The organism is Aliidiomarina sanyensis (assembly GCF_003987175.1).
GTDB classification, from domain to species: Bacteria; Pseudomonadota; Gammaproteobacteria; order Enterobacterales; family Alteromonadaceae; genus Aliidiomarina; species Aliidiomarina sanyensis.
On sequence record NZ_PIPM01000006.1, the window covers coordinates 1 to 19,185 of the forward strand.

Here is a 19,185-nt window from a genome sequence, read left to right on the forward strand (position 1 = left end):
ACTGGGTCTGGTATCGCTGATGGACAGTTACCATCAGCTCAAATGTAACCTATGAACCGCCGTGGTACGGAACCGTATGCCCGGTGGTGTGAGAGGACGGAGGCCAGGAGGCCTCCTCCTACTCGATTAGAATTCTAAATCGTCTACTTCGAGGTCGTAACAGTAGTCGATATCCATCAACTCGCGCTCGAGACGTTTGCGCTCTTTCAGTGCTTCAATTTCACGCCACTTCCGCTTCGCCCGGCCCTTACTTGACTTCTCAGATGCGTTGCTGAGTTCTTCTGTATGGTTCATGAGCTCCCCCTTTAGAGTATCGCTAGTATCGCTTTTTGATTGTTTTTTAGCGCATCAACATAGTGCCACAACCGGGATAAATGTAAAGCGATTTTGTTACATAAATGTGATCAACCTATTACGTTTGCCTTACCAACGAATGGGTTGATGCCCTTGGCGCACTAGCCACTCATTTGCGAGGCGGAAGTGTCCGCAGGTGAGGAAGCCACGGTGGGCGGAGAGGGGAGAGGGATGAACCGATTCGAGCACATAATGGCGTTCGCGATCGACGGGAGCGGCCACAGTTTGGGCATGTTTGCCCCAGAGCATAAAGACCATCGGATGCATTTGGTTAAGATGTTCGACGGTGGCTTGCGTAAAGGTTTGCCACCCCCAACGTGCATGTGAGGCGGGCTCTCCTTCCCGAACGGTCAGCGCAGTATTTAACAACAACACGCCTTGTTCGGCCCAGTGACTCAGGTCCCCATGGGTCGGGATCTGAAAGTTCGGGTCATCATGCTGTATGGCTTTATAAATATTCTTAAGGGAAGGTGGTGGCGTAACTCCGCGCGGTACAGAGAATGCTAAACCGTGTGCTTGGCCGGGCTGATGGTATGGATCCTGCCCCAAAATAACCACTTTGACGCGGTTCGCTGGGGTGAGTTGAAACGCTCGGAAGACATCCTCTTTGGCTGGGTACACGGGCTTATCACCCGCGCGATCTGCCAGCACTCGCGCTCGAAGCTCACGAAAATACGCTTGCTGCCGCTGAACATCAAATAAAGGCGCCCAGGATTCCATTTTGCCTCCCAATCAATGAATGCCCGCTATCATGCCAAGCTTCTATACTCCCAGCAAGCGCATCGTAGCCAACGCACCGCGTTGGGCTTTCAACCCTCGCTCCCAACGCTGTGCGTTGGCTACGATCATCACTCGGCGAAGGCGTCGCTTCCAACCCTCGCTCCCAACGCTGTGCGTTGGCTACGATCATCACCCGGCGAAGGCGTCGCTTCCAACCCTCGCTCCCAACGCGGTGCGTTGGCTACGATCATCACTCGGCGAAGGCGTCGCTTTCAACCCTCGCTCCCAACGCGGTGCGTTGGCTACGATCATTACTCGGCGAAGGCGTCGCTTCCAACCCTCGCTCCCAACGCGGTGCGTTGGCTACGATCATTACTCGGCGAAGGCGTCGCTTTCAACCATCGTTCCCAACGCGGTGCGTTGGCTACGATCATCACCCGGCGAAGGCGTCGCTTTCAACCATCGTTCCCAACGCTGTGCGTTGGCTACGATCATCACTCGGCGAAGGCGTCGCTTCCAACCCCTTGCTCCCAACGCGGTGCGTTGGCTACCGTCATCACCTATGCGCGCACCGGATGTGTTGGTGGATGAAAAAATGTGGGGGCTGTGGTATGCTCGCGCGGTTTTCTGAACACGCGTTTGGGCTGGGCGGTCGGTACCGCAAAAAAGGGTAAAAGTCTCCATGTTAGATAAAGTTCGCGTCATTTTGGTTGGTACAACGGATCAGCGGAATATTGGCTCTGCCGCTCGGGCGATGAAGACGATGGGCATCCATGAATTGGTCCTCGTTCAGCCGGAAGAGTTGCCAGAGGGTAAAGCACAAGCCTTGGCTGCGGGCGCAACGGATGTCCTAGCGAAAGCGCAAATTATGGACTCTTTGGCTGATGCGTTGGCAGATTGCCAATTGGTGTTGGCGACAAGCGCGCGGAACCGAACGTTAGATTGGCCGCAGCTAACTCCGCGCGAAGCGGGTGAAAAAGCTGTGCAAGAGGGGTTGGCTGGAGCGAAAGTGGCGATTGTATTTGGTCGTGAGGCGAGTGGATTGACCAATGAAGAGCTCCAGATGGCGGACTTCCATCTGCATATTCCCGCGAATCCAGAATACAGTTCACTCAACTTAGCGATGGCGGTGCAGACGGTTTGTTATGAGGTCCGCATGGCGGCTCTGGCGGCAGCGGAAGCGCCGGAATCGGTTCGTTCAAGTGACGTCGAGTATCCGCTACATGACGATATCGAAGGGTTCTATGCGCATTTAGAACGTGTGCTCGGCCACACGGGCTTTATTATTCGCAAGCATCCGGGCATGGTGATGACGAAGTTGCGCCGCTTATTTAATCGTGCGCGTCCGGAGAAGAATGAACTGAATATTTTACGTGGGGTGTTGTCGTCAGTGGAACGCCTTGCGCCATCGAATGAAAAGCGGTCACCTGACTGATTGCCCCGTCATCTCGTTTCGAAGGAATAAGCCATGAGAAAGCCTGTCTACCTTGATTATGCAGCTACGACCCCGGTCGATCCGCGGGTTGCCGAGTGCATGATGGGTTTTCTCACTATGGATGGCGTATTTGGAAATCCTGCATCTCGGTCGCATCGGTTTGGTTGGCAGGCTGAGGAAGCGGTGGATATCGCGCGCGAACAAATTGCTCAGTTGATTCATGCGGATCCGCGCGAGATTGTCTTTACTTCTGGGGCGACGGAAGCTAGCAATCTTGCAATCAAAGGGGTGATGGAGTTTCATCAAAACCGCGGCAAACATGTGGTCACAGTGGTGACGGAGCATAAAGCGACTCTAGACACCTGTGCCGCACTTGAGGCCGCCGGATTTGAAGTGACTTACTTGCCGGTTGATGCGCAAGGAGCGCTTGATCTTGCTGATGTGCAGCAAGCACTGCGACCTGATACGGTGTTGTTGTCGGTCATGCAGGTCAATAACGAAACGGGTGTGATGCATCCAATTCGTGAGCTTGCTCAACTTGCCCATGAGAATGGCACGCTCATTCACGTGGATGCGGCTCAAAGTGTTGGCAAGATCGCGGTTGATGTGCGCGACCTCGATGTGGACCTGATGTCGATCTCAGCGCATAAAATGTACGGGCCGAAAGGTATCGGTGCGCTATTCGTGCGTCGGAATCCGCGGGTTCTTTTGCAATCTCAGATCCACGGCGGTGGGCACGAACGAGGGATGCGTTCAGGGACACTTGCGCCCCATCAAATTGCCGGATTTGGCCAAGCAGCCGCCATCGCGTCAGAAGCGCTTGAACAGGACGGTTATCGGATTGGGCTGCTCCGCGCACAATTGTGGACGGGTCTGCAAAACATCCCCGGCATTGTCTTGAATACGGATTTGAAGCGCAGTGTGCCGGGTATTCTCAATATTGGATTTGAGGGGATTGAAGGCGAAACTTTACTGATGGCGCTCGGCCAGCTCGCGGTATCTTCAGGATCCGCGTGCAACAGTGCGAGTGTCGAGCCCTCTTATGTCCTGCGCGCAATGGGGCGATCGGATGCGGTGGCGCACGCAAGCATTCGCTTGAGTGTGGGTCGTTTTACAACCGAGGAAGAAATCGATTTCGCTGCGCAGCTCGTGAACGATACGGTCACTGGACTGCGCAGCAGCTAAATCGATATTATTTCAAACGTGCGGCAAAGGTCTTTTTGAATTTCGCTAACTTGGGTGATACGACGGCCTGACAGTACTGGTTTTGCGGATTCCGCTCAAAGTAGTTGTCGTGGTAGTCCTCCGCTGGATAGAAGGTTTCAAGTGCTGCAACCTGCGTGGCAACTGGATCTGGCCACATCTTGTCTGCTTCAATCTCCGCGATAATTTCATGGGCGGCTGCTTCTTGAGCCGGAGAATGGAAGAAAATGGCGGTCCGGTATTGCGTACCAATATCATTCCCCTGCCGGTTCACTTGCGTTGGATCATGCAGCGCAAAGAATATCTCGAGTAGTTCACGGTAACTGATCACGGTTGGATCAAAGGTGATTTGCACCACCTCTGCGTGGCCGGTGGAACCGGTGCACACTTCTTTGTAAGTTGGGTTTTCGGTATGCCCACCCGCATAGCCTGATTTGACCCGAGCGACACCTTGCAGTTGATTAAAAGCGGATTCTAAACACCAGAAGCACCCTCCCGCCAGGGTGGCTTGTTCTAACGCACTACTCATCTCGTTCCACCTTTCAAATAAACATCTAGACGGCCAAAATACATGAGCGCAAAAAATTTGCAAGTGCTTGTAGGGGCACGTCAAGATTTATTGGGAAAAATTCCTTGAATCGCGTATAATCCGCGCGACTTTTTTTATAACTTGAACCGGGAGTAACACATGGCTTTGGAACGTACTTTGTCCATCATTAAGCCTGACGCGGTTGCGAAAAACGTAATCGGCGCAATCGTAAATCGTTTTGAATCTGCAGGTCTGCGTATCGTGGGTCAGAAAATGATGCACCTGAGCAAAGAGCAAGCAGAAGGCTTTTACGCTGAACATAAAGAGCGTCCGTTCTTTGGCGCATTGGTCGAGTTCATGACTTCAGGTCCAATCGTCGTTATGGCGTTGGAAGGTGAAGATGCGGTTCGTAAAAACCGTGAAATCATGGGTGCAACCAACCCACAAGAAGCTGCGGCAGGAACCTTGCGCGCAGACTACGCAGAAACCATCGATGAGAACGCAGTTCACGGTTCCGATGCGGTTGAATCTGCAGCACGCGAAATCGCCTATTTCTTCTCTGATGAAGAAGTTTGTGCTCGTACCCGCTAAAATAGTAGGGAAGCGCACAGAGAAAAGGGGCTTTGAGCCCCTTTTTTGACCGCACGAAAAGAAATTTGCTGAAGAAATATTGAGGTCGTCATGACAGTAAGCACTTGCAACCCGAGCACCGAGCAAAGCGCCGGAACCGCAAAAAAAGTTAACCTGCTGGATTTAAACAAGCAGGGCATGCGGGATTTCTTTGCCCAGCTAGGGGAGAAGCCGTTTCGCGCCGAACAGGTGATGAAGTGGGTCTATCATTACTGCGAAGATGACTTCGATAAGATGACAAACTTAAACAAAGCCTTGCGAGCCAAGCTTAAAGAAGTTGCTGAGGTGCGTGCGCCGGAGATTAAAGTTCAGCAGCAATCGGCCGATGGAACCATTAAGTTCGCGATGGATTTAGGGGACGGTCAGGAGGTTGAGTCTGTTTGGATTCCTGAAGACGACCGCGCAACGCTGTGCGTATCCTCTCAAGTGGGCTGTGCTCTGGAATGTACCTTCTGCTCTACGGGGCATCAAGGGTTCAACCGGAACTTGAAAGTGTCAGAAATCATTGGCCAAGTGTGGCGGGTGAGTAAGCTGCTTGGTCCGTTCGGTGAAACGAATGTGAAAGCGGTGACCAATGTCGTCATGATGGGGATGGGTGAGCCGTTGTTGAACCTCAAGAATGTTGTCCCAGCGATGGAGCTGATGCTCGATGATTACGGCTTTGGTCTGTCCAAGCGACGGGTGACCTTAAGTACCTCAGGTGTCGTGCCTGCACTTGACCTGTTGCGCGAGCAAATTGATGTGGCCTTGGCAATTTCACTTCACGCACCAACGAATGATTTGCGTGATGAGATTGTGCCCATTAACAAAAAGTATCCGATTGAAGAGTTTTTGGCCGCGTCACGTCGGTATATCGAAAACTCGAAAGCACAATCGAAGGTGACCGTGGAGTATGTCATGTTGGATCATATTAATGACTCAACGGATCAAGCACATCAGTTGGCGAGCGTATTGAAAGGAACACCCAGTAAAATAAACTTAATTCCTTTTAATCCCTTCCCCGGCTCTGAGTATGGTCGTTCGAGTAATTCTCGTATTGATCGTTTCTCAAAGGTATTGATGCAGCACGGTTATACCGTTATCGTTAGAAAGACGCGTGGGGACGATATTGACGCGGCGTGTGGACAGCTCGTCGGGGATGTAGTGGATCGCACAAAACGCTTATTGAAAAAACAACAAAAACAAAAGAATGGGGAACCGATTAAGGTAAATGTGGTCGGTTAGCCTATTACGATATCGATTCCGGCGATGGATTGCCTCAAAGTAGTGAATTCAGCTAAACATGACCGATACCAAACAAAATGAAGAGCTCCCTCTTGACGAGGAGAGCGAAGGCCAAGTGGATACGCAGGTAACCCCTGGGGAGTTGTTGCGCGCTGCGCGTGAGCAAGCGGGTTTGTCTGTGAGCCAAATTGCTGACCGACTGCGTCTTCGGCGTTCACAGATCGAAGAGCTTGAAGCCAATGAATTTAGTAAGTACGTCGGTGGAACATATATCCGCGGTTACTTGCGTTCATACGCCAAACTTGTAAACCTGAACGAAGCGAGTGTTATCGCCGCGTACCAAAGCTTTATCGGCGAAGAAGTCCCTCCCGGCCAAATGCAAAGTTTCTCGCGCAAAACCAAGCTTGAATCACAAGACAACAAGCTGATGCTGATCACGTGGATCATTATCCTCTTGTTGATTGGTTCGGTCGCGGTTTTTGTTTGGCAACAATTTATCGAAGAGCAAAACGGCAACGGCCTCTCATCGTCCGCAACGACAACGTCGACTCAAGCGCGTGAACGAGCCACTTCAACGACGACTCCTCAGCGCGAATTGGAGCGTCAACGGGATCCGATTGACCCACGTGATCGCGATGATGTGATCGCACCAGAGGAAACCGAAACTTTGGTGGAAGCCCCGGTTGAGCCAGTCGTGGTGCCAGAAGTATCAACTGAAACGACAGAATCAGAAAGCACTGTCTCTGAATCCACCAGCGCGTCAACGAGCCAAACGCCCGTCAGTACACAGCCACCTCGGCAGACTTCGGACGTTCAATCGACACGCTCTGAGCCAGCTGCATCGCCGGCGGGTTCAGAGATCCCAGACGCTGAATTGGTATTGACGTTTGCAGATGATTGTTGGGTTCGAATCGAAGATGCGACCGGTGCTGTAATTGCATTCGGCGTCAAACAAGCGGGGCATGTGATGCCGTTAGAAGGCGAAGCGCCTTTTGAGTTAACCTTGGGAGCTCCCCAAGCCGTTTCTGTTTATTTTCGTGGTGAATCGATTGACTTGAGTTCCTACCGTGGGCGCACAGCGCGCTTCCGCTTGCCTGCCGAAGGTTAAGCCAACGGTGAACCACTGAAGCGTGTTCCGAAAAGAGAGTAGTTACCGAACATGAATCACGAATCTCCTATTATTCGCCGCAAGAGCCGTCGTATTTACGTCGGCTCTGTGCCTATTGGTGATGGGGCACCCATCGCTGTCCAGTCGATGACCAACACCTTAACAACGGATGTCGACGCGACGGTTGCACAAATTGAGCGCATTGTCGCAGCAGGGGGAGATATTGTCCGCGTTTCCGTTCCAACCATGGACGCGGCGGAAGCGTTCAAGCAAATTCGAGAGCGCGTGGAGGTTCCACTCGTTGCAGACATCCATTTTGATTATCGGATTGCGTTAAAAGTTGCTGAGTACGGAGTGGACTGTTTGCGCATCAATCCAGGGAATATCGGCAATGAAGAGCGGATTCGCGCGGTTGTCGATGCTGCACGTGACCGCAATATTCCTATTCGTATTGGTGTCAATGCGGGCTCACTCGAGCGTGACATTCAAGAAAAGTATGGTGAGCCGACGGGCGCAGCGCTAGTCGAGTCAGCGATGCGCCACGTGGATATTCTCGATCGCCTAAATTTTCAGGATTTTAAGGTGAGCGTGAAAGCATCTGATGTCTTTCTTGCTGTGGATGCTTATCGCATTTTGGCGAAGCAAATCGAACAACCATTGCATTTGGGCATTACCGAAGCGGGAGGCGCGCGGGCCGGTGCTGTCAAATCGGCAATTGGCTTGGGGATGTTGTTAGCAGAGGGGATTGGCGACACGATTCGCATCTCGCTCGCAGCAGATCCTGTCGAAGAGATCAAAGTGGGCTTTGATATTTTGAAGTCACTGCGCATTCGCAGCCGTGGTATCAACTTTATCGCCTGTCCGAGTTGTTCCCGTCAGGAGTTTGATGTGATTTCGACGGTCAATGCTTTGGAACAACGGTTGGAAGACATCGTGACCCCGCTCGATGTGTCGGTCATTGGCTGTGTGGTGAACGGACCCGGTGAAGCCATGGTTGCTCAGATTGGCTTGGCAGGTGCGAAAAATAAAAGCGGCTTTTATATGGATGGTGAGCGTCAGAAGTTGCGTATCGACAATGGAAATATTGTGGATGAGCTTGAGGCCCAGATCCGTGCGTATGTGCAGCGCCGTGAGCGCGAACAACCGATCGATATCAAGAACCTCTGATTTTACCTGATTCCCTAAACACCCTATAATGCCGGCTTTGCAAATTACGGTCGATTGAGTACAGGAATACCGAAACAGTGGCAAAACAAATCCAAGCCATCCGCGGCATGAACGACATTCTGCCGGAGCAAACGGGACGCTGGCAACAGCTCGAGCACGTCATTCGTCAATTGCTCGCGGGATACGGTTACAGCGAAATTCGCATGCCGGTGGTCGAACAAACCGACCTTTTTAAGCGCTCGATTGGCGAAGTGACGGATATCGTCGAGAAAGAAATGTACACCTTCGAGGACCGCAACGGTGACAGTTTGACCTTGCGTCCTGAAGGAACTGCAAGTTGTGTGCGTGCCGGAAATGAGCATGGCCTGCTTTACAACCAAACCCGTCGTCTATGGTACATGGGGCCGATGTTCCGTCATGAGCGTCCGCAGAAAGGGCGGTATCGTCAGTTTCATCAAGTCGGTGTTGAAGCCTTCGGGCTCGATGGGCCAGACATTGATGCCGAACTTATTCTTCTCACCGTGCGCTTGTGGAAGGCGCTTGGTTTACTCCCTTATTTGACCCTTGAGCTCAATTCATTAGCTTCGAATGAAGCCCGTGGGGCGTATCGCGATGCACTCACGGCGTACCTGCGTAGTCATCTGGATATGCTCGATGAAGACAGTGTGCGCCGGCTCGAGTCGAATCCGTTACGGATTTTGGATTCGAAAAACCCAGCAATGGCTGAGGTACTCGCCAATGCGCCTAAGTTAAGCGAATATTGGGACGAGGAATCACGTTCGCACTTTGAAAAACTCTGTGCCTATCTTGATGCGGCAGGCGTGCCTTATGTGCACAATGAGCGTCTGGTGCGCGGTTTGGATTATTACAATCGAACCGTTTTTGAATGGGTGACCGAAAGTCTTGGCGCGCAAGGAACCGTTTGCGCTGGCGGCCGTTACGATGGACTCGTCGAGCAACTGGGCGGGAAAGCGACGCCAGCCGTTGGTTTTGCGATGGGGCTTGAGCGTCTTGTGCTCATGCTCGAACAAGCGGACTCCCTTACAATTCCGCGTGCGGTGGATGTTTATGTGGTTGCGGCAGGGCCCGAGGCGGAACTTCCTGCGATGCGCGTTGCCGAACAGGTTCGGGATACGCTGCCCGGCCTTCGGACCATGCTCCACTGCGGTGGTGGAAAGTTTGCGAAACAACTTAAAAAGGCAGATCAGAGCGGTGCGGAAGTTGCACTGATTCTGGGCGCTGACGAAGTAAAAGAAAATAAAGTAACCGTGAAATATCTGCGTCAAAACGTGGAGCAACAAACGGTCCCTATGGATGAATTAACCTCAGTACTGCGTACTTTGGTATGACCTGAAGAGGAAGAGGCAGTGGAACACGAAGATCAACAAGTCGAACAGATTAAGCAATTCATCAAAGAGTACGGTCCTTGGATCGTTGCCGGCGTCGTGATTGGGCTCGGCTCTCTGTTCGGCTGGCGTCATTATCAAGATAGCCAAACACAAGCAGCTGAATCGCGTACAGCAATCTATCAACAGATGCTTGAAACCTTGCAATTCTCGGAAGGCGATGAGGCTTCTGCACGCGCGCAAGCTCTGGCTGCTGAACTCGAGGGTTCGGAGCAGGGTGCGCTTGCCCAATTGCACTTGGCGCAACAAGCGGTCAATCAGGGCGATTTTGATGCCGCTCGGTCGTATCTCGAATCAGCCCACGCAACGCTCCGCAGTGGTGAACTTAAATCGATTGTCGCTTTGCGTCTAGCACGGTTGGACATCGCGCGCGAAGACTACAATTCCGCGGAAGCTTGGCTCAATGGTATTCGCAGTTCAGCGTTTGCTGCGAATGTCGCCGAAGTTCGCGGTGACATTCATTATGCGCGCGGTAACCATGCGGCGGCGCGTGAATCCTATCTGGCAGCTGCTGAAGCATCAGTAAGTGGTGCAAGTACTGCGCTCCAGATGAAAATTGACAACCTGGCAGGACACGAATGATTAAAACAAAACAATGGTTAGCTGTCGTTGCAGCTGTACTTCTGGTCTCCGCATGTTCTTCACGCGATCAAGGCCCGCAGCACGCAGAACTGCAACAGATTACCACTGAAGTCAGCGCCTCTCAGATTTGGTCAACCCGGGTCGGGACTGGGTTCCGTGGGCATTTTTCGCGTCTTCGACCGGTCCATGCAGATGGCATCGTGTACGCCGCGGATCGGCAAGGAACCATTGTAGCTCTCAACGTTGAGAACGGCCGTGAAGTGTGGTCGAAACACGTGGGAGGGCGGCAACCGCTATTCGGACGCTATTTTGCCGGTGAGCCGGCTCGTTTGAGTGGTCTGACTGTCGCGGGCTCGATGTTATTTGTCGGTTCGGAGAATGGTCTGGTTTATGCCTTTAACCGAGAAGATGGTGAGTTGCTGTGGGAACAAAAAGTTCCTGGTGAAGTACTCGCACCACCGGCCGTGGGTGAAGGCCGCGTAGTGGTCCATTTGGGCTCGGGAAATGTCGTTGCTTTGCGGGCGAGCACGGGTGAACAACTGTGGATTCACGAAGAAGAAGTTTCTCTCTTAAGCCTTCGCGGCACGTCGCCGCTTGCGATTCAGAGTGGCGGTGTGATCTTTGGCAGCGCGACAGGAAAGGCAGTGGTTCTTATCCTTGAAAGTGGCATGCTTGCATGGGAAGAGCGCGTAACGGTTCCGTCAGGCTCGACTGATCTTGAGCGTGTTGTGGATATCGATGGCGCGCCTCTGGTCGCTGGTACGACGGTCTACATGTCGGCATATAATGGCGATTTGGTTGCATTAGACCTGCGTAGTGGCGAGGTTCTGTGGCGCCGCGAGTATGGTAGCTGGCGCGGCCCGGTCATGTCGGCAAACCGAATTATTTTGGTCAATCAACAAAGCCACGTGATCAGCGTCGACCGTTCGAACGGTCTCGAACAGTGGCGGAATTCAGACCTATTCTTGCGTTCGTTAACGGAGCCAGCCACCCAAGGCGGCTACTTAGTGTCGGGCGATCGTTTCGGCTACTTGCATTGGTTCAATCGCAGTAATGGTGAGCTGGTCGGTCGCTATAATCTTGGGGATGAGCCGATCCGCGGTGCGCCCTTGGTCGTGAATGACAAAATCATTGTGCAAGATGGTCGGGGACGCGTTGTCGCCCTACGTCAGCAGACGCGATAATCATGCATACCTAAACACACTTCTGTAGTACAATAGAGTGTGCAGGCGGCGAGACCGCCAATCGTTCAGGGCCGTGTAGGCCCTGAACGTGTTTCAGGAGAGAGGAAATTACATGTTACCCGTGGTCGCCCTTGTGGGCCGTCCAAATGTTGGCAAATCCACATTATTTAATCGTTTAACTCAGTCTCGGGATGCGCTTGTTGCGGATTTTCCGGGGTTAACCCGTGACCGTCAGTACGGTCAGGGGCGCTATGATAACTACCAGTTTATTGTTGTGGATACCGGCGGTATTCACGGTAAGGAAGAAGGGTTGGATTTGCTGATGGCCAAGCAATCATTGCAGGCCATTGATGAAGCGGATGTGGTGTTATTCTTGGTCGATGCCCGCGATGGGATCAGTGCTGCAGATGAGTTCATCGCTGACTATCTGCGCAAACAAGACAAGCCAGTTTACCTGACCGCCAATAAAATCGACGGACTCGACGGCGATGCAGCGGCTGCGGACTTCTTTAGTCTTGGTCTCGGTGATGTTTATCAAATTGCAGCCGCCCACGGTCGTGGGGTGAGTCAGTTGTTGCGTACGGTATTGTTGCCATTAGAAAAGCAATATCCGGACATGCATCGGGAGCCGAAATCGGCAGAGCCTCAGGAGCTCACCGAGGCCGACGCGCAAGCCGAAATTGAACGTCTCCAAGCACAACCGATCAAACTCGCCATTATCGGTCGTCCGAATGTGGGGAAATCCACCCTCACGAATCGAATTCTGGGTGAAGATCGCGTGGTTGTCTTTGATATGCCAGGCACCACTCGTGATAGCGTCTATATCCCCATGGAACGTGATGGTCGCGAGTATGTATTGATTGATACGGCAGGTGTGCGGCGCCGCGGTCGGATTGATATGGCCGTAGAGAAATATTCAGTGGTCAAAACGTTGCAGGCCATTGAGAGCGCCAACGTGGTTATTTTGGTGATTGATGCGCGGGAAACGATCAGTGACCAAGACTTAAATTTGTTGGGCTTCGTTCTCAATGCGGGGCGCTCGGTGGTCATCGCGGTCAATAAGTGGGATGGCATTGAAGCGGATGCGAAGCAATGGATTAAAGACGAGCTTGATCGACGTCTGGGCTTTGCAGACTTCGCGCGTGTGCATTTTATTTCTGCACTCCATGGCACCAATGTGGGTCACTTGTTTACCTCGGTTCAAGAGGCTTATGCCAGTGCAACCAAACGGGTCGGGACTTCGCAACTGACGCGAATTATGGAATCAGCGCAAGAAGAGCACCAACCGCCGTTGGTTCGTGGGCGTCGGGTGAAACTGAAATTTGCTCATGCGGGTGGCTACAATCCACCGTTGATTGTGGTCCATGGAAATCAAGTCAATGACCTACCAGAAAGCTATAAACGCTATCTGATGAACTACTTCCGAAAATCATTGAAGCTGATGGGAACCCCAGTGAAAGTAGAGTTTCGTGAAGGTAAAAATCCGTTTGCTGGGAGAAAGAATTCCCTCACGCTGTCTCAACAGCGCAAGCGCAAGCGCCTCATGAAGTTCGTCAAAAAATAACGCGTCGTCACACCCAACGCGACGTAGCCAACGCATTGCGTTGGGTTTTGCTCGGGTGGGAACCGTGCCCTCGCGCCCAACGCAGCGCGTTGGGTATCGTGGTTGTTATTGAGGCTGTTCTGGTGCTTCGTGGGCGTGGAGTGCTTCGATATCGAACTCATTGTAGATGTAGTTCGTTAAGCAGTAGTCGCAGGTCATTTTGATCTCGCCCTCTTCACGCAAAATGGCTCGTAATTCCTCCATCGGCACACCGCGCAGGGCAGTGGCTGTTGCACTTCGCGAGCAACCACAGAAAAAGCGGACGCTTTGGGTTGGGTAGATGTGAACTTGTTCTTCATGGTACAGGCGGTGCAGCACCTCGGTTGCAGGAAGCATTAACACTTCCTCAGCCCGAATGGTGTCAGCTAAGGTGGTTAGGTGTTCGAAGCCATCCAATCCTTTTGCACCTGGCATGGCCTGAAGGAAAAGCCCTCCACTGCGAGCGGCCTCGAGATCTGCGAACAGCCAAACGCGGGTTGCGAGTTGCTCGGATTGTTGGAAATACTGTTCAACAGCGGAGCCAAGAGATTCCCCTTCGATCGCAACCACTCCTTGATATCGCTCGCCTTGCTCGGGAGACAAGGTAATGATCAAAATTGCATTGTCGCCGACGAGTTCGCGAAAGGTTGCCTCCTGAATATCTTGCGTTAGTCGCGCCGCACCGCGCAAGGCTTGGTCATGACTTCCATTCACGGTGGCATAGTTGAGCGGTCCGTTGCCTTGAATTTGCACATTAATATGCCCCTCAAACTTGAGGGTTGCGGTCAACAAGCTGGTGACGGCCATGAGCTCACCCAATAAGATTTTCACCGGCTTTGAATAGCCGTGTCCCTGTAAAAGCGATTGAAAACTTTCCTGCAGCTGCACGATTTCGCCACGGACATCGTGATTCTCGAAGGTAAAACGAAGGATTTCATCAAGTTTGGTTGCCATGGGGTCTTTCCAATCTGGCAGCAGGGACACCCCTACTGGTTTTTGAATTTGATAAGTTCCCGACGTTGTTTTTTATCGGGGCGTTGCTCAGGGTGCGGATTATACAACTGATTCAGTTTTCGTGCCTGCGCGTTTTCTTCTCGCTTTTGCACACTCGCCGCGGTTTCTTCGTACATCTGTTGGGCTTCTTGCGCTCCCCGTCGTTGATCGTTGAGCGTCAGGACAACAACCTCAACTTTATCGTAGCCGCGCGGTACGCTGAGTATTGCGCCGAGTTCGACGATTTTTGCCGGTTTGGTTCTTTGTCCGTTGTAGTGGACTTTACCGGCCTGAATGGCGTTTCGTGCCAATCCGCGGGTTTTAAAAAAGCGAGCAGCCCACAGCCATTTATCCAAACGGACGGATACCTGATTCATAGCAATGAACCCTGATTAAAAATGGAGTGTTAGTTTAACATGAATCCTTACATTTTTTCCTTCCACGCGCATTGTTGTTCGGGATTAGGCGAGCTAGAATGCGATCATTGATAACAAAAATTTAATACACGTTGATTTCTTATTGATGGCTCACTCTATGTCTTTTGGCTCGATGTCTTTTAGCGCGCTCGGTGATTCCCTCGGCCGCTTTCTTCAGCCCGCTGCAACCGTGGTTGCAGTGTTCCTATTCGCGTGGGCTGCTTGGCTCGCGGCACAGATGACATGGAACCTTCTCGCACCTGCGAATCCGCCAACACCGTCCGCAACGGTCTCTGCGGCGACAGGAAGTGGCGGTCAGCTGAGTCCGGAGCGAATTCAACGCATGCACTTATTTGGTGAGCGTGGGGCTCAACCCGCGCAAACTGCTCGAACAACGGAAGCGCCAGAAACGACGCTGAATATTCGTCTTGTTGGGGTGACAGCAAGTACGGTACCAGAACGGTCAGCCGCGATTATTCAGCAAGGGAACAACCAAGTTGTCTATATTCCCGGCGAAACAATTAGCTCAAGTCGCGCGGTACTGCGCGAAATTCTCTCGGATCGTGTCATTCTCGAAAACGCCGGTCGCATGGAAACGCTGTACTTGGATGGTCGGGACGGCTTCGAACCTGGGTTGACGCTTCGAGAGGCACCGGCCCCGCGCTCGGATGCATCAACACCTGTGCAACCAACGGAAGTTCCGCTCTCTGGGCAAGAGGTGTCTATCGAGAGCATTCAAGAATTAGTGACGATTACGCCGTATCAGCAAGATGGCGAATTGGTGGGTTATCGGCTCGCTCCGCGAGCGAATCCAGAAATTTTCACGGCAGCAGGCTTTCAAGCCGGTGACATTGCAATCAGCCTCAATGGCTACGATCTAACCAATGTTGCTGAAGCGGCCTCCATTATGCGTGACCTTTCCTCGCTCACCACGGCCACAGTCGTGGTTTTACGTAATGGCGAGCAGGTGACGCTGGAACTCAGTATTCCGAACGAATAGGTAGATAGAATGCGCTTCTTAACGAAAGTCCTTGGAATGACATTTGCGGCAAGCCTCGCACTCGTTCCGTTATCATCGGTGCAAGCACAGGAAGAATTCTCTGCAAGCTTCAAAAATACCGATATCAACGAATTCATTCAGGCGGTGAGCCGAAACCTCGAGCAGACCATCATTATAGATCCCGAAGTACGGGGACGGATCAATGTCCGCAGTTACGATGTGATGAATCGTGAACAGTATTACCAGTTCTTCCTGAACGTGTTGGAAGTTTATGGGTATGCGGTGGTCCGTATGGATAACAATGTCCTGAAAGTCATTCGTGACCGCGACGCAAAATCAGCGCCAGTTCCCGTGGTCGATGACGATTCCTACAACGGTGATGAGTGGGTAACCCGGGTAGTTCCACTACGAAACGTGTCGGTCCGTGAACTTGCCCCCTTGCTACGTCAATTAAACGACCAAGCCAGTGGCGGAGCGGTCATGAGCTACGATCCGTCGAACGTCATCATGATGAGTGGGCGCGCAGCGCTCATCAACCGCTTGGTTCAAATTATTCAGCACGTTGACCGTGCCGGCGACCAAGATGTTGAAGTGGTTCAATTACAACACGCATCTGCGGCAGAAATGGTGCGGATTGCCCAGAGCGTCTTTCAACAGCAAGGGTCCGGTATCCCTGAGATGATGATTCCACGGATTGTCCCAGATGAGCGTACCAACCGCGTATTGATTAGCGGAGACCCGCGCGCGCGAGAACGTGTCGCGCGTCTGTTGCGTCAGCTCGATACGGAAATGCAGACGAGTGGAAACACCCGCGTGTTCTATTTACGCTATGCCCAAGCCGATGACATGGTGCAGCTGCTGCGCGGCATGACAGATACGATCATTGCTGAAGAACGTGCGGCCGCGAGCTCCGGTTCGGGCTCAGGTTCCGGTGCGGCCTCGCGTACAGCGCGTCGCGGAAACGAAGTAAGTATTGAATCTCATCAACCGACAAACTCCATTGTGGTGACCGCTCAACCTGATATTTTGCGAGCCATCGAGAACGTGATTGGCCAGCTCGACATTCGTCGTGCGCAAGTGTTGGTCGAGGCCATCATCGTCGAGGTATTTGAGGGGGATGGGATCAACTTTGGTATTCAATGGGCCAGTGAAGATATTGGCTTGATGCAACATAACAACGGCAATATTGTTCCGATTGGACCGCTTGGTGTCGCAGCTGAAGCAGCGCGTACCCGTCCGGGGGCTGAAGTGACGCGGGTCGATAACGCGGGAAATCAGTTCACTACACGTGAACCGGATCAACGGGGCGATTTCTCCTTGTTGGCGAATCTGCTTGGCAACGCCAATGGCTTGCTCTTTGGGACCGTACAAGATGGTTGGGCTGCGGTGGTTCAAGCGGTTGCAACCACAACGAACTCGAATATTCTCTCGGCGCCGAGTATCACCACACTCGACAACCAAGAGGCCTCGATTCTTGTTGGTCAGGAAGTTCCTACCATTACGGGCGCTACCGCCGGTTCAAATAACGAGAACCCGTTCCAAACCGTCGAGCGCCGTGAAGTGGGTATTCGCTTACGTGTGACGCCACAAATCAACGAGGGTGATGCAGTTCAGCTCCTGATTGAGCAAGAAGTTTCAAGTATTGCGGGTGCAACGTCGGTTGACGTTACGTTCAATAAACGTGAACTCAGAACGACCGTTTTGGCCCGCGATGGAGAGACCATTGTGTTAGGCGGCTTGATTGATGAGGACGTGCAAGAAAGTTTGTCAAAAGTTCCTCTGTTGGGTGACATTCCGATTCTGGGACACCTGTTCAAATCAACCAGCGTCAGCACGCGCAAGCGCAACCTGATGATTTTTATCCGTCCGACCATTATTCGTGACGATGAGCGCATGGGTCACTTAAGTCAACGTAAATACAGCTACCTGCGCGCGCAACAGATAGCACAACGGGATCGTGGAATCTCCTTGCGTTCACGAGACGTCGTTCCGGTCCTTCCAGACTGGGACGAGGACAAAGATTTGCCACCAGAGTACCAACGCTTCCTGGATGAGTGGCGTCGCGATATGGATGAAATCCGTCGTGAGGCAGAAGGGGGTCAGTAATGAGTGAAGCCACTGAGTCAGGCGTTGAGCTGTCGAACGCGGAAGCCGTGGCTGCACAAGTTGCAGCGCCGGATGAGCCACGGGCACGATTACCGTACCCGTTCTCACGGCGTTTCGGCGTGGTATTGAGCTGGGAGGGGGAAACCCCCACCTTGCATACACGAGGGAAAGTCACGCCAAAAGCGCTTCATGAAGTGCGTCGTTTGGTCGGACAGAAGTTTGCCGTGAAAGTGCACTCAGAAAACGAGTTTGACGTGATTCTAGGTCAGGCTTACCAACGGGATTCCTCGGAAGCGAAACAATTAATGGAAGATATTGGGAACGAGGTGAACTTGTTCTCACTGGCCGAAGAATTACCCCAAACCGAAGATTTGCTCGATAGTGAAGATGACGCACCCATCATCAAACTCATTAACGCAATGTTGAGCGAAGCGATCAAAGAGGGTGCGTCAGATATCCATATCGAGACGTTTGAAAAAGACTTGGTTATCCGGTTTCGAATTGATGGCGTTCTGCGCGAGATTTTGCGGCCGAACCGGAAGTTGGCGTCGCTCTTGGTGTCTCGGATCAAAGTCATGGCACAGCTTGATATCGCCGAAAAGCGCCTGCCACAAGACGGGCGTATTTCGCTTTTGATTGCCGGTCGTGCGGTCGATGTTCGGGTATCTACGATGCCGTCCAACCACGGCGAACGGGCGGTATTGCGTTTGCTCGACAAAAACAATGCGCGCTTGGATTTGACTGAGTTGGGCATGACCGTGGCAAACCGAAAGATTTTCTCCAGTCTGATTCATAAACCGCATGGCATTATTCTGGTGACGGGTCCAACGGGGTCAGGGAAAAGTACCACGCTGTATGCTGGACTCTCTGAGATCAACACCAAAGACCGTAACATTCTGACTGTCGAAGACCCTATCGAATATGCACTGGAAGGGGTTGGCCAAATGCAGGTCAATCCACGGGTCGATATGACTTTTGCGCGCGGTTTACGGGCGATTCTACGTCAAGATCCCGATGTCGTCATGGTCGGGGAAATCCGGGATGGCGAGACGGCACAAATTGCCGTGCAGGCCTCCCTGACGGGGCACTTGGTATTGTCCACGTTGCACACGAACACAGCCGCAGGTGCAATCACCCGATTGGAAGACATGCGGATTGAACCCTTTTTGTTATCTTCGAGTCTTCTCGCTGTACTCTCGCAACGTCTTGTCCGAACGCTGTGCAAAGACTGTCGCCAGGAGCATGTTGCAACGGCCGAGGAATGTGCGCTGCTTGGCATTGATGCAAAGAACCCGCCAACGATCTACCGGCCACGTGGTTGTGAGAAATGTAACCAGACGGGATATCGAGGTCGTACGGGTATTCACGAAATGCTCGTGGTTGATGAGACGATTCGAGAATTGATTCACAATGGTCAAGGTGAACAAGCGATTGAGCGCTATGCGCGGAAGTTCTATCCAAGTATTCGCCAAGATGGCCGCGACAAAATTATTGCCGGTATCACGACGCTTGAAGAAGTTCTCCGAGTAACCCGGGAGGAATAAGC

Annotated in this window: 18 protein-coding genes; 13 read left to right on the plus strand and 5 right to left on the minus strand. The window is 52.4% G+C overall.

The features are described 5' to 3' along the window. Positions 1–126: 126 nt before the first annotated feature. Together CWE11_RS06880 and ung are read right to left on the minus strand one after the other, a co-directional pair. Positions 127–294 (minus strand): DUF3545 family protein, encoded by a 168-nt coding sequence (locus CWE11_RS06880; RefSeq protein ID WP_126776882.1) that lies wholly within the window; start codon positions 292–294, stop codon positions 127–129. 129 nt (positions 295–423) lie between these two features. Beyond that, positions 424–1,074: a uracil-DNA glycosylase gene (gene ung, locus CWE11_RS06885; RefSeq protein ID WP_126776883.1), complete on the minus strand. Its 651-nt coding sequence runs from the start codon at positions 1,072–1,074 to the stop codon at positions 424–426. Between the two features lie 682 nt (positions 1,075–1,756). Between ung and trmJ the strand changes: the two genes are divergently transcribed. Then, positions 1,757–2,509, plus strand: a complete 753-nt coding sequence (gene trmJ / locus CWE11_RS06890) for a tRNA (cytosine(32)/uridine(32)-2'-O)-methyltransferase TrmJ (RefSeq protein ID WP_126776884.1) — start codon at positions 1,757–1,759, stop codon at positions 2,507–2,509. Positions 2,510–2,542: 33 nt separating this feature from the next. Beyond that, positions 2,543–3,694, plus strand: coding sequence for an IscS subfamily cysteine desulfurase (locus CWE11_RS06895; RefSeq protein WP_126776885.1), 1,152 nt, complete (start codon positions 2,543–2,545; stop codon positions 3,692–3,694). 7 nt (positions 3,695–3,701) lie between these two features. On the opposite strand, the gene msrA is transcribed toward CWE11_RS06895, so the two are convergent. Continuing rightward, positions 3,702–4,241 carry a peptide-methionine (S)-S-oxide reductase MsrA gene (gene msrA, locus CWE11_RS06900; RefSeq protein ID WP_126776886.1) on the minus strand — a complete coding sequence of 180 codons (540 nt, stop codon included), beginning with the start codon at positions 4,239–4,241 and terminating at the stop codon, positions 3,702–3,704. Positions 4,242–4,400: 159 nt separating this feature from the next. Between msrA and ndk the strand changes: the two genes are divergently transcribed. The 8 genes from ndk (at position 4,401) to der (ending at position 13,106) form a co-directional block, all read left to right on the plus strand. After that, positions 4,401–4,832, plus strand: coding sequence for a nucleoside-diphosphate kinase (ndk, locus tag CWE11_RS06905; protein WP_126776887.1), 432 nt, complete (start codon positions 4,401–4,403; stop codon positions 4,830–4,832). A gap of 90 nt (positions 4,833–4,922) precedes the next feature. Further along, the gene (rlmN, locus tag CWE11_RS06910; protein ID WP_126776888.1) at positions 4,923–6,095 is read left to right on the plus strand and encodes a dual-specificity RNA methyltransferase RlmN; all 1,173 of its coding nucleotides are present in this window, start codon (positions 4,923–4,925) and stop codon (positions 6,093–6,095) included. Positions 6,096–6,153: 58 nt separating this feature from the next. After that, positions 6,154–7,203 (plus strand): RodZ domain-containing protein, encoded by a 1,050-nt coding sequence (locus tag CWE11_RS06915; protein WP_126776889.1) that lies wholly within the window; start codon positions 6,154–6,156, stop codon positions 7,201–7,203. Between the two features lie 51 nt (positions 7,204–7,254). Next, a complete protein-coding gene (gene ispG / locus CWE11_RS06920) occupies positions 7,255–8,370 on the plus strand; it encodes a flavodoxin-dependent (E)-4-hydroxy-3-methylbut-2-enyl-diphosphate synthase (protein WP_126776890.1) in 1,116 nt (371 codons plus the stop codon). A gap of 77 nt (positions 8,371–8,447) precedes the next feature. Beyond that, entirely contained in the window at positions 8,448–9,719 is a 1,272-nt protein-coding gene (gene hisS, locus CWE11_RS06925; RefSeq protein ID WP_126776891.1) for a histidine--tRNA ligase, read from the plus strand. Positions 9,720–9,737: 18 nt separating this feature from the next. Next, complete coding sequence (locus CWE11_RS06930) at positions 9,738–10,358, plus strand: YfgM family protein (protein ID WP_126776892.1); 621 nt, start codon at positions 9,738–9,740, stop codon at positions 10,356–10,358. Continuing rightward, positions 10,355–11,542, plus strand: coding sequence for an outer membrane protein assembly factor BamB (gene bamB, locus CWE11_RS06935; RefSeq protein WP_126776893.1), 1,188 nt, complete (start codon positions 10,355–10,357; stop codon positions 11,540–11,542). Before CWE11_RS06930 ends, bamB begins: the two co-directional genes overlap by 4 nt. 112 nt (positions 11,543–11,654) lie before the next feature. Continuing rightward, positions 11,655–13,106: a ribosome biogenesis GTPase Der gene (gene der / locus CWE11_RS06940; protein ID WP_126776894.1), complete on the plus strand. Its 1,452-nt coding sequence runs from the start codon at positions 11,655–11,657 to the stop codon at positions 13,104–13,106. A gap of 105 nt (positions 13,107–13,211) precedes the next feature. Here the strand turns inward: der and hslO are convergent, their stop codons facing one another. Together hslO and hslR are read right to left on the minus strand one after the other, a co-directional pair. Continuing rightward, positions 13,212–14,078: an Hsp33 family molecular chaperone HslO gene (hslO, locus tag CWE11_RS06945; protein WP_126776895.1), complete on the minus strand. Its 867-nt coding sequence runs from the start codon at positions 14,076–14,078 to the stop codon at positions 13,212–13,214. Between the two features lie 32 nt (positions 14,079–14,110). Beyond that, the gene (gene hslR / locus CWE11_RS06950; protein WP_126776896.1) at positions 14,111–14,494 is read right to left on the minus strand and encodes a ribosome-associated heat shock protein Hsp15; all 384 of its coding nucleotides are present in this window, start codon (positions 14,492–14,494) and stop codon (positions 14,111–14,113) included. Positions 14,495–14,651: 157 nt separating this feature from the next. Here hslR and gspC point away from each other — a divergent pair, with 157 nt between their 5' ends. Genes gspC through gspE form a run of 3 tightly spaced genes read left to right on the plus strand, consistent with a single transcriptional unit; the run spans position 14,652 to position 19,183 of the window. After that, a complete protein-coding gene (gene gspC, locus CWE11_RS06955) occupies positions 14,652–15,533 on the plus strand; it encodes a type II secretion system protein GspC (RefSeq protein ID WP_157981314.1) in 882 nt (293 codons plus the stop codon). Positions 15,534–15,542: 9 nt separating this feature from the next. Further along, positions 15,543–17,639 (plus strand): type II secretion system secretin GspD, encoded by a 2,097-nt coding sequence (gspD, locus tag CWE11_RS06960; protein ID WP_126776898.1) that lies wholly within the window; start codon positions 15,543–15,545, stop codon positions 17,637–17,639. Next, the gene (gene gspE / locus CWE11_RS06965; protein WP_126776899.1) at positions 17,639–19,183 is read left to right on the plus strand and encodes a type II secretion system ATPase GspE; all 1,545 of its coding nucleotides are present in this window, start codon (positions 17,639–17,641) and stop codon (positions 19,181–19,183) included. Before gspD ends, gspE begins: the two co-directional genes overlap by 1 nt. Positions 19,184–19,185 lie beyond the last annotated feature (2 nt).